Consider the following 15,345-nt stretch of genomic DNA (forward strand, 5'->3'; position numbering starts at 1 on the left):
CATCATGGTCATCCTCTGTTGCACCTGAATAGTCCTGTCACCCCAAGTAACAACATCCGGGAACAATGTATTCCCTGCTGTGCGCCTTTGATTGAAACAACCATGTTGCTCCGTTTTCAACAGCTAGCCTGTTTTTTCCTATTTGCCGTCATGTCACAAGTATCGACACCGGCCCATGCTGCCCACAATGCAGACACCCGGCAGAAAGTGCCAGCTACGCCCATCAAGCTGCTGCTGCAAGAAAGCCTGGACATTCATGGCAGGCAATTACCGATAGACCGCGATCTAGAGGTCATCCTGCAATATTTTGAGCGCGAATCCGGCATCCAGTTCGAGCGCCAGCTATTACCCTGGAACCGTGCGCAGTTAATGGCCCAGAATGGCGAAGGCATCATCTTCGGCATCTCCAAATCGCCAGAGCGTTTGCTGCTTTATCATTACTCCATCCCCGTTGTCGCAGAAAAGATATGGGCGATCACCTATGGTGACCCACGCCCAAATTTTCAATCGGTGGAAGACTTGCGCGGCAAAACTGTCAGCATAGGGCGCGGCTTCAGCCACGGCATGGATTTTGAAAAAGCCAAAAATGTCATCTTCAACGTCCAGGAAGATCCTGCCTCATCCCCTGCCCGCTTCAAGAAGCTGATGAACAAACGCAGCGACATCATGCTCTGGCCCATACGTCAGCTACATCGTTCGCAACAGGTAGAAGCCTATTTGCGTGATCAATTGATACCGAGCTTCAACGACCCAGAACTGACCGGCAAAACCTTTTACGTGTCAGCCAGGCCAGTGTTTTACGACACCACCCACTTTGCAGCCGCCAACGGGAAATTTGAAGCCGAGATTGTGAAACTCAATAGTGTGATCCGCAAGGGCATAGCGAACGGCAAACTGCCCAAGGTGCTGGCGCGGTTTTATTGATCGACTTGAAGGACCTGATCATAAAAATGGCGACCCTTTAAATTGGTCGCCATTTTTTAAATGCAATTTCCTGAAAACGTTTAGTGACTGAATTCCCTGGAGCGTTCACTAAACGGTTTTCCGGCAGAGCCTGTGCTTGATTCAAACCGTGTACCCATTGCCCGTGTCAGTCTGTCCAGACGATCAGTTGGTGTCGGATGGGTTTCAAACAATAAAGAAAACCCCTTGTCCTGAGGGTTTTGTGACTGCAAGGTCTGTAAGACTGAAGGCAGCCCATAAGCATCAAAGCCGGCGCGGGCGGCAATTACGACGCCAACACGATCAGCTTCGTATTCATCATCTTTATCCAGCCCCTTGGCATACACGTCCTTGAAAATATTTGCTGCAAACGTTTTAAGTTCCGCTGGTCCCTTGTTAATATTTTCGGCAACCAGATCCACACCCAAGCCAGTTACCGCATTGCTTTGAATCGCTTTCAGATAGTGCTTGCGTATGACATGCCCAATCTCATGTGACAGAACGCCTGCCAGTTCAGCTTCGTTACGCATGCGCGCCAGCAAACCCTTGGTGACGAAAATACTTCCACCAGGTGTGGCAAAGGCATTGAAGCCATCATCGTTAAGCACACCAAACGTCCATGGCAAATCAGGCCGCTCTGTCTGCGACGCAAGCCAGCGCCCCAGCGTATTGACATACCTTTGCAGTGCGGGGTCATTCAGCAAAGGTTTTGCACCCAGCAACGATGCAGCAAACTCCTGACCAATGGCGATTTCTTTTGGCTCATCAATCTCTTTGGTCTTTTCTGCCACATCCATGGTTTTATCCAGAGCGGTCTTGGCTTTTCCAGGGATAGGGGCGTTTTCAAGCGCCTTCTTTAAAAAGTCAAATTGGGCTGCTGCCGGTCCGCAGAGCAGGATCGTCAGGCTGGCGATCAATAGTTTCTGGTAGGCGCGCATCTTAATTATTCTCCCGTTTTCCGGAGTTGTTCTGGTCCAGATAGGCAACGTTGCTTGGGCTCAGGCTGGATTTTTGCGCAAAGGTTTGAGCTGAATTCTTGTCAACCGTAAAGCGCTGCATTTTCTGAAGCTCGGCATAATTTGGCGATGCCCGCTTTAAGTCTTCCTTGTCCAGGCCTCTGACTCCACTACCGACACTGCCGCTATTGGACGTTCGGCCCGATGTCGCCAGTGAGCCCAGCAAAGAACCGCCCGAAGTTGGCACTGCCGTGCTGGGGCCGGCGTTTTCATAACGCAAGCTGGTCATACGCACCCAGCCAGACTGGCCATTGCCAGTCTTGACCTGAGTCCAACCGCCATTTCGCTGCATGACATCTACCCTGGTCTGGTTAGCCAGAGTGGCAAGTACGGCAGAATCTGCACTGGCTTTTTCCTGCAATTCGGTAGGACGCGAAGTCGTCGCTGACTCTGCAAATGCGTTGCTCGTACAGAGCAACAAGACAAAAACAAAAATGGGAATTCTCATATAAGCTTCCTCTGTTGTGGTTCATACAAATCGACTTCGGCGGCGCGCCCTTTGACAGCAAAAGCGCCACGCAATGTAAAATCAAAATCGGAATCAGCGCAAGCCAGCATGGTATCGCGGGTCACCAATACCCTGGCAACACCCTTGGTCAGTCCCTCAACCCGGCTGGCCAGATTGACCGTGTCGCCGATGGCGGTGTAGTCAAGCTTGCGTTTTGCACCAATAAAGCCTACCACAGCCGTCCCCGTGTGTACACCGATGCCGACATCGAAGTCGACCAGGTCCGATCCTTCGGTAATCAACTCTTCCCTGAAGGCAATCAAATTTGCCTGCATCTCCATGGATGCGGCTACGGCACGTCTGGCATGCAAAGGATCATCCAGCGGCGCACCCCAAAAAGCCATGATGCAGTCACCGATAAATTTGTCGAGCGTACCGCCATGCCGCCAGACGACTTCCACCTGGCGTTCAAAATACCGGTTGAGCAACTTCACCACCTCATCCGGTGGCTTGCTTTCTGACAGGGTGGTAAAGCCACGTATGTCCGAAAACAGTACGGTGACCTGCCGCGTCTGGCCAGACAGGCTTTCCACCGTCTCGCCATGATCGACAATCTTGCGCACGACTTCCGGATTAAGAAAACGACCAAACAAAGAAACAGTCCTGTCACGGGTACGCCTTTCGCGCAGATAACCGGCAATGGCGGCCAATAAAAACCAGGTCCAGGCAAAAATCAGCGGACTGGCGACCGACAGCATAAGGTGGTGCGTGATCAACTGGTCGGCCGCATACACAGCCAGCAGGCTGGCCACACTCAGCAGACTCCCCGTCAGTACCGGATTGAGGCGCTTGCGGAAGGCCAGCGCCAGCAAGGCAATCAGCGTCAGGCCCATGGCGAATGTCCAGTAAGGCGGCACCTTGCTGATGCTACGAAAATTTTTCAGATTATCAATGGCGACGGCCAGCATATCCACGCCAGGGTAACGTGGCCCAAGGGGAATAAGATGATGATCGTACAGACCCGCTGCCGACGAACCGATGACAATGATCTTGTTGCGGAAGCGCAGATCAAGTTCGGCAACGGCTGCCGGTGACAAACCCGACCTCTCTTCAGTCAGTTTCAAAAACAGGTCGGCATAGGCATAGCGCTTGTGCCCCTGCTGCGGCCACAGTATCTGGAAATCACTACCGGTGGGTATCTTGCCACCCAGGTCCTGTATGACACGCGTCGGCAAGGACGGCAAACGCCAACCCTGCACATCAGAATACAAGCGATAACGACGCACAATGCCGTCACCATCTTCCAGCAGGTTGACCAGGCCCAATCGCCATGCATCACGCTCAATTGCAAGCGGCAATTGCAGGGGTGCCTTTGCATCTGCCTTACCAGGCTGGCCAACTGCAAAAGCGTCGGCAACACTGCTCAACAATACCTGTTCATTCGACACTGCTGGCTCCAGTTCCAGCGTCTGCATATAAGTGTGCGCAAAGTCCTTGATTTGCCCGGACAAAAACGCATCACTTTTAGGGAAGGCCAGATCACGCTCGCGAAAACTGATGTCGAACACAATCGCCCGTGGCTCAAATTCACGCAGGCCTTCCAGCAAAAAACCGTGCGTCTCACGTTTCCACGACCATAACCCGACTACCCTTTGCATGGTCAACATGCTGGCATCGTCAATGTCGACCACGACAATGTCCGGGTCCACCTTGTATTCAGGCGCATGATGCCGCAGATACACATCACCCAGTCGCGCCTCTGTCGTCGCGAAAATATGCAAGCCAAATAATTCCATCGCCATCATCAGCACCAGCAACAAGCTCAGCGCCACATACCAGCGCAAGCTTGCATTCTTGATGAAGGGGAAGAGTTTTTTCAGCATGCTTGAAAGGCCGTATTGAAATCAATCAATGGAGCCACTCAGTTTAACACCGTGAAACGATCACGAATGACAAACAGGCGCAGGGAGCATGCCTTTTGACGCAATTTTGAAACAGGAAGGGAACAAAAAAGCAGGCCAAGTAGCCTGCTCGAAATGGAAACAATATACAGATAAATCAAGCCAGTTTGTTGAAACACCGGGCTTACCAGGCAAATCACCTCATCGCACCTGTATCCGCGCCAGCGGCACAATCTCGTTATCCTCGCTGCCATAACCGTCATAGCCGATCAGGTAGTTTGCCCCTTCTTTCTTGATGACACGACCAGGGTACCAATCCCCTTTCCACAGAACCTTGATCTTGAGCCGCTCTGGCCCCACCCATTCATCATCGTCTGCGGTGTAGCCGATATACGTAATCTTGCATTTATCCATACCCGCTTCGGTAATGGTAGCCTTGTACCAGTCCCCCTTCCACAGAACTTGCGTCGCTCGTCCCACCGTACATAGCTCAGCAAATGCTGACGAAGCAAAACACAGGGGCAATATTGCAAGTGAAGAGAGTAATGCCGATTTTTTGAAATTCATCACAAACTCCTATCGATAGATTGAGTAGTGCAGATTAAGTAACGAGTGACCACGCAGTATCGCGCAAATCATTCTAGGAGCCGGCAAACAGATATGCAAATCGAAATCAGGCCGACCTTTCATTGAGTTGCGCGACACTCATCTGGCTACCCATCTGTCCAGAACTTCAGATGCCGACAAGCAGGCATCAAGGCATTTACGGATAGAGCAAATGGTAGAGTTCTGGTGAAATAACCTCTGCAAGCTTCGCGTAGCCGCCTGCGTTAGGGTGAATTTCGTTGAGCCAGTCACCGTCGTCACCTGTCGTGCCAAGGCGTGCCCGGACCAGGGTTTCACGGGTATTCGAGATGACGTGGAAATTATCAATCTGCCCCGACAGATCAATGATTGTCGAGCCCAGCGACTCGAAAATATAATCCACCAGCGATATCCATTTATCCACGGGGATATCAGCACTTTTCAAGGCGTTGTACAACCATGGACCGGCAAGACCAAAAGCAAGGAATTTTGCTTTGGCATCCCTGGGTGTAGGGTAATCATACACATGCGCTACGATAGGTGTTTTCTCATTCTTGCCCGTCCGCATGGCGGCAATCTTCTTGTAACCCTTCTGCAGGTCGACCTTGAACTTGGCCAGCTCAAAACCATTCACATAATCGAGCATATGGCTCCCAGCGCCGACTGAAGGCTTGCAGAGTATCTGCCCCACTCTGTCTATCAGATCATTGCCGCCGCCGCTGATAAAAATTGCATCCCACTTACTTGAGAATACCGGGTCAGCGATCAGTTTATTCAATACCGGGTTACTGGCAATGTCAGACATGTTCCGTATCGTGTCGCCAGGCTTTGCCAGGTTGTACAACAACGTTGTTTCGGCAAATTTTAAAGGAACAAGTAAATTGCTCGAAGGTATGGCGCCAATGGAAAACCAGGAATCCCCTTCACACAATATGCGTTTTTGAAACGCACTGTCATCCACGCCGGAAAGATAACGCTGACTGTTTATCCCCCGCTCAAAACCATCAACAGAAACAACGACTGCATTTTCATTCCTCAATTCCATGGCAATTCCCCAGTTAGACAGACCTATCAATGACGGGGTATCCATCCAGATATTTGCCCATGAGAATCAAAGGAGGATCAGATAAACAAACGAATACCCGCCTCAGAAAATTATCTTATTTTCAATGCAAATACAATAACTTTAAATGGCATAAATAATAATCGTGCTCTTGGGGAAAGTGGTCTGGTTTTCATTATCAATCCTCCAGACCTGCATAAGGGCATGCAAAAAACCGGATTGAAATAAGCGGTCATATTCGTCAGATGAAATGACAGCCTCATGAAATTACAAAGTATCAACAACTCAAATTTATCCAGGTGATCGGACACTTATTTTTTAAAATATTTAACCTTTTTTATAAATTCATGACTCGCCACAACAATACCACTTTAACTTCCTCTACATATTGGTATTATTTTGGTATCGGCTAAAAGTATCTATTTTCCTCACCATGCCCCATAAATCCTGTCAGTAAATGCGCAGACTCGCCAATTGGATTCTTTTCTTTTTTGCAATATCTTAATTACAAAAAAACCACTTGACCGCTGAATCTTTAGGCAACATCGTTGCTAACGGTTCCTGGCAAAAAATGAAACCGGAACCACAGAAATGACCTCACTTAATTGAGGCATTTATTTATCAACAGTTCAGGGGGAAATAGGATGAGACATAGAACTGGAATACGCGCCAATCACCTGATGCTCAGTCTGGTCGGCAGTATGCTGGCAGCTTGTGGCGGTGGCAGCGGCACGGACAATGTAACGGAAACACCCAAGACCAGCGCACATGTGGCGATGCCACCGGCGCAGATGGCCGACAGCGGTTGTGCGGCATGGAGCAGTACTCAAGTATATACGCAAGGCAATTGCGTCACCTACCAAGGTGCAACGTATAAGGCCAAGTGGTGGACCCAGGGGAATGTACCTGGTGCAGAACAGTGGGGCCCCTGGGAGTTGAGCACGGTCACGCCAACCCCGACACCAACCCCAACTCCCACACCAACGCCTACTCCGACGCCCACACCAACTCCGACTCCAACACCAACGCCGACACCTACGTCAGGTTGTGCTCCTTATGTTGCGGGCACCAGTTATCAGGTCGGCAGTGTGGTCAGCAATGCGGGCGGCTTTTATCGTTGCGACGTGGCCGGCTGGTGTTCGACCGGCGCATCTGCCTATGAACCTGGTGTAGGCTGGGCCTGGAGCACCGCATGGACAGCGGTAACCGTCAGCGCCTGCCCGACACCAACTCCGACACCAACTCCGACGCCAACACCAACTCCCACACCGACGCCGACTCCTACGCCGACGCCCACACCGACTCCAACTCCAACTCCAACTCCAACGCCAACACCAACACCGACTCCAACACCTGTCGGCGGCCGCGAAGTCGGCTCCTATTTTGCGCAATGGGGCGTATACGGACGGTCTTACGAAGTGGCAGATATTCATACCACGCAAACCCCGGTCAATGGCGTGCAGACCAGCATTGCCGATCAGCTGACCTTCATCAACTATGCCTTCGGCAATATCTATGCCAAAAACGGTGGCTATGAATGCGATATGGTCACCAAGACTGAGACCGGCAATAACAACCCGCCACCAGCCGATGCTGGTACGGGCGGCGATGCCTTTGCCGATTACCAGCGTCAACCGGCGCGCACCGTCGATGGAAAAACCATCCCCTGGGATGCAAAACTCACCGGCAATTTTGCGCAATTGAAATTGCTCAAGGCGGCCCATCCCAACCTGAAAGTATTCATCTCGCTCGGCGGTTGGACCTGGTCGAAGTTCTTCTCTGCGGCAGCGAAAACCGATGCCCTGCGCAAGCAACTGGCGAAGTCCTGCGTCAAGCAGTTCATCGCCGGTGATCTGCCGGTACAGGATGGGCGCGGTGGACCAGGCGCTGCCAAGGGTGTGTTTGACGGTATCGACATCGACTGGGAATACCCAGGTGGTGGTGGACAGCCCTACAACACGTTTGATGCAGTCAATGACAAGCACAACTTCACCTTGCTGATGGCTGAATTCCGTGCGCAACTCGATGCACAGGGGGCTCTGGACAACAAGCGTTACTCCTTGACGGCAGCAATCGGTGCTGGCACTGAAAAGATCGCCCAGACCGAGCCTTCGCTGTATAGCCAGTACATGGACTGGGTCAATGTCATGACCTATGACTTCCATGGCGGATGGGAAAACACCACCAACTTCCATTCACCGCTGTACCATGACCCTGCAGACCCGTCCACGGGTGTGCTTGCCAAGTACAATACGGATGATGCTATCCAGGCCCTGGTCACGGCCGGCATGCCACGCAACAAGATCTTGCTCGGCATTCCGTTCTACGGGCGCGGCTGGAAGAGCGTCAGTGCAGGGCCCAATGGAAACGGCCTGTATCAGGGAACCGGAGGACCAGCACCAGCCACCTATGAAGCGGGGATAGACGATTACAAGGTCTTGAAAAACAAGACCGGTACACGCACTCTGCATCCGGTGACCAAGCAGTTGATGCTCATGACCAACAATGGCGAATGGTGGAGTTATGATGACCCATCCGTCATCGCCATCAAAATGAAGTATGTGCGTGACCAGAACCTGCATGGCGCATTTACCTGGGAACTTGATGGTGACGCCAACGGTGTTCTGGGTAGCGAAGTCTGGAAAGGAAGATAGTCTTGATTAGTGAGCTGTAACAGTTCATTAATAAGCGTATGACTGCGGGTGTGATAGATTAATAGACGATCACATCCGCAGTTTTTTTAGCGAGAGGAAAGCAAATGAATGCACAACTCGGTTTGCATGCGCAAGCGGCCCAGGCAATGAGCGATGACTGGCGTCGCTGGATCGCAGAAAACCTGCTGCTCGGCGGCCATCCGGCAACCCTGGAAAACGTCCTGCAAAAAAGCGGCTTCAGCCTGCACACAGCACGCCTGGAAATCAGCGCTGCCCTGTCCAGCCCTTATCTACAAGGGGTGCAAAGAATCAAAAACCGCCTCGACAAACGCGACTGGGTATTGGCCATTACCGACAAGCTCGATCAGATAGCGCCATTCACCCTGGAGCGTAGCCACCAGCTGTCTGGTAGGCAGTTTCTCCACGATTACTACCAGTTGAACCGACCGGTGATCATTACCGGCATGGTGGAAGATTGTCCGGCGCGTAGCCGTTGGAGCCTCGCTTATTTTCGCGAGCATTTTTCTGACCGCCAGGTCGAAGTGCAATTTGGCCGCAACAGCGACGCCAATTATGAGATGAACAGCATCGCCCACAAACGCCAGATGCGCTTTGGCGACTATGTGGACCTGGTGGAAAAGAGCGGCCGCAGCAATGACATGTACATGACCGCCAACAACGACTCCAGCAACCGCAAAGCACTCAATGAATTGTGGGAAGACGTACCCTCATTGCCAGAATACCTGAAGACAGACCAAGGCAAACAGGGCTTTTTCTGGTTTGGCCCGGCAGGGACCATTACGCCGTTTCACCATGACCTGACCAATAACTTCATGATACAGATCATGGGGCGCAAGCGTGTCAAACTCATCGCGCCTTGCCACCTGCCCAAGATGCAGAATCAACGCCACTGCTTCACCCCGATTGATGGCCGTGAGATTGATCTCCAGCGCTTCCCCATGATGCGGGATGTGCCCGTGCTGGAATGCGTGCTGGAACCAGGTGAAATCCTGTTCCTGCCCGTAGGCTGGTGGCATTATGTGGAATCACTCGATATCTCAGTCACCATCGCTGCCACGAACTTTCGCTGGGACAATGACTTCTTCAGTAACTACCCGGCAAATCACGACTTCTGATCCACATCTTCAAACCAAAACTGCGCTCCGGCATCGGCACCTGAAAACGTGCCAATGCCGGAACACAGTGCCGTAAAATCTCACCTTCATTTCCAGTTGTCGCCGCCTGTCACTTGACAGGCGGCGCATCACAACATTAAGGCAAGGTTTTCAGGGCAGCCTTTGCTGGCACCGAGAAATTATAGCCATCATGCTTGTCCCAATTGATGGACCAGGTCATCACGCCCCTGAAACTTGGATAAGCCTGTTTGGGGACGATGCTTCCGCAGTTGAGCAACTTGGTCAGACAATTAAGCGCATTACTGACATCAGCCGAAGTGGTAAAGCCGGAATTGGCAGAACTGCGCCCGGACGGCACACCAAAAGCAACCTGATCAGGGCGCAAACCGGCAAAATTGTTGCCACCATAGGTAAAGCCTTCAATCAGCATTTTTGCCGTACCCACCAGCTGGTCTGCCGACCCGGCCTTGAGTGCTGCCGACTGATACGGTGTATAGACATCACCATTGTTGTAATACTGCGGATGCAGTATGGTCAACTCGTCCCGCAATGCATTGATAATGGGGATATATGCGCCCCAGATCGACCCGTACGAGGTAAAGCCACCTTCCACATACACCCATTCTGGCGCCATCGACAGGTAGAAACTTGAACCGACTTTCGCCTTCAGTTTCTTGACAGCGACCGGCAAATAAGTCTGGATAGGTGCGCCCTGTGCCACGCCGTTTTCCAGATCAAGATCAATACCGTCAAAACCGTATTTGTTCATGATGCCGTACAGACTGTTGGCAAAATTGGTCGCCTCTGCATCAGACCCCACCGAGACAGAACCATTCTGCCCACCGAGCGACAGCACCACTTTTTTCCCTTGCGCCTGCTTGGCCTTGATATCGGCAATAAATTGCGCCTCACTACCGGCACTCGGGTCCAGCGTAAAGCTGACATTGCCACCACCGGCATTGTCACCAAACGACACGACGATGACATCCCAGTCATTACTGACCTGAGAAATAGGGTAAGTGTTGCCGCTGGGGTTGGCAAAATTGTGCCAGTAGCCAACCAGGGCATGCTTGGCCAGACCTGGCGTCGGTGTCGGTGTGGGCGTTGGAGTTGGAGTTGGAGTTGGAGTTGGAGTCGGCGTTGGTGTGGGCGTCGGAGTTGGGGTCGGCGTAGGCGTAGGCGTCGGTGTAGGAGTCGGTGTTGGTGTCGGGCAGGCGCTCGAAGTAACCGAAGTCCAGGCGCTGGTCCAGGCCCAACCTACACCAGGCTCATAAGCAGATGCCCCGGTTGAACACCAGCCAGCCACATCGCAACGGTAGAATCCACCAGCATTACTGACCACCCTTCCCGCCTCATATTTGGTGCCGGCCACATAGGCAGAACAGTTCGGCGTTGGTGTGGGCGTCGGAGTTGGGGTCGGTGTAGGTGTTGGAGTAGGCGTCGGTGTGGGCGTAGGAGTCGGCGTTGGTGTGGGCGTTGGGGTTGGCGTACTGTCACAAGCCCCTTTGCTGGTCCATGGTTTCCCGCTGCCAGATGCACCGCTATTGGTCAACGGATTTTCATTTTGCGTCCACCAGTTGGCTGCATAATTAGTGCCCCCGGCACTGACCAGGGCGCCGCCATTGTAGGCAGTCGCCGCATCCCAGGCCGCATAGCACGCCGTCGCCGCCACTGCCGGCGCAGCCGCCGGTGGCGTATTTGCCGTACCACCGCCAGCACTGCCCCCACTACCGCCACCGCACGCCACCAGCAAACTACCGCTGGAAGCGCACACCAGCATGTTTTGAATCAGTTTTCTTAAAATAGTATTTTCCACTTCGATCCCCCCAACGATTTTATAAATTCAGTAAATGTGTTAACTCCCAAAAATACAGATTTGAGGCGCTTATCCTTACTGCAACAAGCCGCTCAAGAATTAAGCATGGAGGTCTGAAACTGGTGCGTCAACTGGTTTTGTTATTATCCAGCCACTTAAGTACCACTTTATTTTCAAGCAACAAGATGTCATGCAGACAAGGCTTAAATGCCGATTTGAGATTGTGCTATTTGGCTTTTTGATCAGACCAGCCGGAGCGGCTGGTGTCAGTGGTATTACGGGATATCAGTGCGAAAATAATGGGCATTGGTTATTACTTGCTGCCAGCAATATATAAAGCTCCGTGCACGGTCACTTGCAGCATGCGTCCCCTTGCTAAGTTGTTTGCAAACGCACATCGAACATGCTTAGAACTCGTACTTCTCCTTTCGTTGGATAAAAGCGTCTCTTCCTCCTTCCAGGATGCTAGCTACCTGATCTCGGATTAGCGGAACGTCTATTGACCCTTGCGCGTCTAAGCCTAGGCTTCCTTGGTTTTCGGATGCTGTAAAGACGCCTATCCATTCTGCATCGCCAAACACAGGAATATTCGCGTTGTGAGTTGTAAAAAGAAATTGCCGACAAGTCTTCGCTGCCCTTAACTCAGTCACGATACGATCGGCAATGAAGGCGTTATCCAAATTATCCTCTGGTTGGTCCATTAGCAGCGGATCGACATTTTCTAACAAAAGCATGTGCAAGATCGCCGTACATTGCTGACCCGTTGAGAGCTTGTTTAACGGACGAAATATGGCCTCGGCATCACCGTGGGCGACGTTTAAGGAGATGTCCACACGGTGCTCTATATCCAATGCTTCCAATTCCATAATCTGAGACTTTTGGAGCTTGGCAAGAGCATCTGCCATCACTTGTGTAACACCCCAATCCCGCAGCACTGCGGCCGAACCATTTTTGATCGAGTCGGCCAATGACAAAGGACTTATCGTCTTCACCTCCTCAATCCAAGCAAGCCGTTTTTCTCCAATTCCCTCCAACTTGCACCCGAGCAGGAAATTCTTAAGCGGTGTACGATCAGCCTCAGGCACGATTTCTACTTTAACCTTCCCTTCAAGGAGTTTATTCAATTTTTTCGAAGCCGCTTTCAATGATTGAATACGTTGCGACCTCAAATCAAACAACTCGGCCAATAGATTACTTCTCTCCCGCAACAAGATGTCGCGCTGCCCCTCACTAGTGGAAAGACGAGATTTCATTGGATTAATACGCTCAATCTCCCCCAAAAGCTGCTGATAGGCAACGCCAACCTCCTGTCCGCTTTTTCCAGCCGTTGGAGGCAAGGTTCGTAATGCATTTACCAATTCGTCCTGGTGCCGATCACTTGCTCGTTGCCAGACATCAAATTGTGTAGAAAGCTGCTGCTGCCCTTGTTCCAGTAAGGTATTAATTAAGACCAGATTATCGGAAAAATCTTGTTTGAGTTGCTCCAATGTCGTGCGCATGGCTATCAACTCGGCAGCGTCCGGTAACTCTTGAAGTGCTTGATCGTCAATAAACGTAAGGTCTGGTAAGCCATCTCCAATATCTACAATTTTGCCTCGAAGGCTTTGTACGCACTCGGTAGCAGCCTTGGCGATCTCGTTCTCCCTCGCTAGTAATGAGGTTTTGGCCAGTTTTCCCTTGATTCCTAAATCGTCAAATCCCCGAAGTCGCTCTTCCAATTTGGGTAAACTATCGACCTGTGCCTTCATATCGTCTAGGTCACCTAGAGATTTCAAAAGCTTCTGCTGATTATCTTTCAAGCGTTTATGTACATTGGTACACTTTGCTTCGTACGTCCCATCCTGAGGAAGGAAGCGGTCCAACAACTGCACTCTACTAGCCTCGTCTTGAGCCAGCTCGTAAATCTCGTTCTGTCCATAAATTTCGATGCCTGGTAGCAAGTCGCGCGGAAGTAAGTTTGAGACATTGCCTTCCATATCACGTACCGTAGGCTGCTTACCATGGCGACGGGAAACGATGTATTGCTTGCTATTCTGAGCCGACGACACCACCGTAAGCTCAACTTCGCCACCGAATTTGCCAAGGTTCTCGGTGATGATTTGCTCGTGAAGCTTTTGAGCCTGCTTACCCTTTGGTGGCAAATCCAAAGCGTAACGAAGGCATTCGAGCAAGGTTGACTTACCGGTACCACGTCCACCTATAACAGTGTTAAGGTGACCAGAGAAGTCCAATCGAACACCATCCAGGTAGCCTCCCACCACAATCATACGTACAATTTTGCCAATCGGGCTTTGCAACTGCTGCGAATTGAGGCGGATTCGAGATCCCGGATCAAGGAAGGCAACCTTGAACGCAGCGAAATTAGGTCGCGTCATCTTGATTAAACAGGTCGCCCCTTGAAGCTCCAAGTCGCCAGGCTTGGCAACATCCTTAGCATTGATTGCTGCCACAGGACGCTCGCGTCTATAACCGTCATCCTTGTTCAAAAACACTTTACGATAAAAGTCGCCCTCAATAGTCTTCAGGTCGTCTATTGATCCCGGGATTTGAGCTGCACGGAGCTTGGAATGTTTCCAAACGTGATCCAGTCGATTTTTCAGCAGCCCACTGTTATGCGTACAATGCGCTGCGTAAATAAAGCCTCCGAGTTGATCAACTTCGTCGATCAACACTTCCGAACTCAGAAGAGAAGGCCGGATACCGTCAGCTGGATCATGCAACTTGAGACTCCCAAGATAACGGTCAAGCTGCTGAACTGTAGTGTCCTCTGGAAAGAGACAAACGTAGTGAGTCTTGTCGTTCGAGGCAATCTCGAAACCGGGAAAAACCACGATCCTATGCATTTGTAGTACCTGACGCAAGGCATCAACGCTGATCACACTACCATGATCAGCCAAACCTACAACCTTGATTTCGAGCTCAAGGCACCTTTGGAGAAGTGCTTGATTATAATTTACCTCATCCAGACCATGATCTGTCCCTCTGTAAGTGCTGTTATAGTTAAAAGTATTAACTTGCAGCGCACAGCGCCAAAATCTTGCATAGGTGTATTGATCGCTCATATTCCTCCCTGGATCGCCCGACATGGCCCAATAACCCTTGTTTATGCAGCGATCTGTGTACGCTACGAGGCATCCGATTTACAAACATTTGCCATTTTCACATCTATCAAGATTAATCGGCGTAGTTATGTTGTAAAAAAAGCGTAATAAGGAAAAGAAAAATATTATTTAAAGTGGATTATTACGTATTTGCGCAGGCAACAAAAACCCTACAGAACCTTGATTTTATTGGCTTTGCGGGGTTTTGTGATGATATGTGATGTAAGTACGTGGTGCCCGAGGCCGGAATCGAACCGGCACGCCCCTTTTACGGAAAGCGGCGGATTTTAAGTCCGATGTGTCTACCTATTTCACCACTCGGGCCCACTACTACAACTATACATTAGCGAATGGCTAATGTCAGTCCTGAAAAAAAAGCGCTCTAAAGCGCTTTTTTGAATTTGGAGGCGGGGGTCGGGATCGAACCGGCGTCTACGGCTTTGCAGGCCGCTGCATAACCACTTTGCTACCCCGCCAGGGGTGCTATCTCAGGTTGATGCCTGACTTTGCTATTGTGCCAGACATCGATGCTGAAATGCGGTGCAACTGAATAAAAAAGGGAAGCTGTGCTTCCCTTCAGAATCTGGAGCGGGAGAAGAGTCTCGAACTCTCGACCTCAACCTTGGCAAGGTTGCGCTCTACCAACTGAGCTACTCCCGCAGATATGCTGCTGATACTTCAGG

At 51.1% G+C, this 15,345-nt stretch carries 10 protein-coding genes and 3 tRNA genes; 3 read left to right on the forward strand and 10 right to left on the reverse strand.

Features of this window, described 5'->3' with window-relative positions:
• Positions 1 to 102 precede the first annotated feature (102 nt).
• Positions 103 to 924 carry a substrate-binding periplasmic protein gene (locus tag LZ463_RS07995; protein WP_241455083.1) on the forward strand — a complete coding sequence of 274 codons (822 nt, stop codon included), beginning with the start codon at positions 103 to 105 and terminating at the stop codon, positions 922 to 924.
• Positions 925 to 1,004: 80 nt separating this feature from the next.
• Here LZ463_RS07995 and LZ463_RS08000 read toward each other — a convergent pair whose 3' ends face one another.
• The 5 genes from LZ463_RS08000 to LZ463_RS08020 form a co-directional block, all read right to left on the reverse strand.
• A complete protein-coding gene (locus LZ463_RS08000; RefSeq protein WP_241455084.1) occupies positions 1,005 to 1,880 on the reverse strand; it encodes a M48 family metallopeptidase in 876 nt (291 codons plus the stop codon).
• A gap of 1 nt (position 1,881) precedes the next feature.
• Positions 1,882 to 2,406, reverse strand: coding sequence for an SH3 domain-containing protein (locus tag LZ463_RS08005; protein ID WP_241455085.1), 525 nt, complete (start codon positions 2,404 to 2,406; stop codon positions 1,882 to 1,884).
• A complete protein-coding gene (locus tag LZ463_RS08010) occupies positions 2,403 to 4,289 on the reverse strand; it encodes an adenylate/guanylate cyclase domain-containing protein (protein ID WP_241455086.1) in 1,887 nt (628 codons plus the stop codon). Before LZ463_RS08010 ends, LZ463_RS08005 begins: the two co-directional genes overlap by 4 nt.
• A gap of 219 nt (positions 4,290 to 4,508) precedes the next feature.
• Complete coding sequence (locus LZ463_RS08015; protein ID WP_241455087.1) at positions 4,509 to 4,874, reverse strand: agenet domain-containing protein; 366 nt, start codon at positions 4,872 to 4,874, stop codon at positions 4,509 to 4,511.
• Between the two features lie 196 nt (positions 4,875 to 5,070).
• Entirely contained in the window at positions 5,071 to 5,937 is an 867-nt protein-coding gene (locus LZ463_RS08020) for an SGNH/GDSL hydrolase family protein (RefSeq protein ID WP_241455088.1), read from the reverse strand.
• Between the two features lie 662 nt (positions 5,938 to 6,599).
• Between LZ463_RS08020 and LZ463_RS29045 the strand changes: the two genes are divergently transcribed.
• Together LZ463_RS29045 and LZ463_RS08035 are read left to right on the forward strand one after the other, a co-directional pair.
• Positions 6,600 to 8,609 (forward strand): glycosyl hydrolase family 18 protein, encoded by a 2,010-nt coding sequence (locus tag LZ463_RS29045; protein ID WP_277623981.1) that lies wholly within the window; start codon positions 6,600 to 6,602, stop codon positions 8,607 to 8,609.
• Positions 8,610 to 8,713: 104 nt separating this feature from the next.
• Positions 8,714 to 9,745, forward strand: coding sequence for a cupin-like domain-containing protein (locus tag LZ463_RS08035; RefSeq protein ID WP_241455089.1), 1,032 nt, complete (start codon positions 8,714 to 8,716; stop codon positions 9,743 to 9,745).
• Between the two features lie 136 nt (positions 9,746 to 9,881).
• Here LZ463_RS08035 and LZ463_RS08040 read toward each other — a convergent pair whose 3' ends face one another.
• The 5 genes from LZ463_RS08040 to LZ463_RS08060 all read right to left on the reverse strand — a co-directional run bounded on the left by LZ463_RS08040 (position 9,882) and on the right by LZ463_RS08060 (position 15,322).
• Complete coding sequence (locus tag LZ463_RS08040; RefSeq protein WP_241455090.1) at positions 9,882 to 11,561, reverse strand: chitinase; 1,680 nt, start codon at positions 11,559 to 11,561, stop codon at positions 9,882 to 9,884.
• Between the two features lie 407 nt (positions 11,562 to 11,968).
• Positions 11,969 to 14,623, reverse strand: coding sequence for a TrlF family AAA-like ATPase (locus LZ463_RS08045; protein WP_241455091.1), 2,655 nt, complete (start codon positions 14,621 to 14,623; stop codon positions 11,969 to 11,971).
• Positions 14,624 to 14,893: 270 nt separating this feature from the next.
• Positions 14,894 to 14,986, reverse strand: a tRNA-Leu gene (locus LZ463_RS08050).
• 78 nt (positions 14,987 to 15,064) lie between these two features.
• Positions 15,065 to 15,138, reverse strand: a tRNA-Cys gene (locus tag LZ463_RS08055).
• Between the two features lie 108 nt (positions 15,139 to 15,246).
• A tRNA-Gly gene (locus tag LZ463_RS08060) sits at positions 15,247 to 15,322 on the reverse strand.
• Between the last annotated feature and the right edge of the window lie 23 nt (positions 15,323 to 15,345).

The sequence above is a fragment of the Undibacterium paludis genome, from assembly GCF_022568815.1.
In the GTDB taxonomy this organism is placed as follows: Bacteria; Pseudomonadota; Gammaproteobacteria; order Burkholderiales; family Burkholderiaceae_D; genus Undibacterium.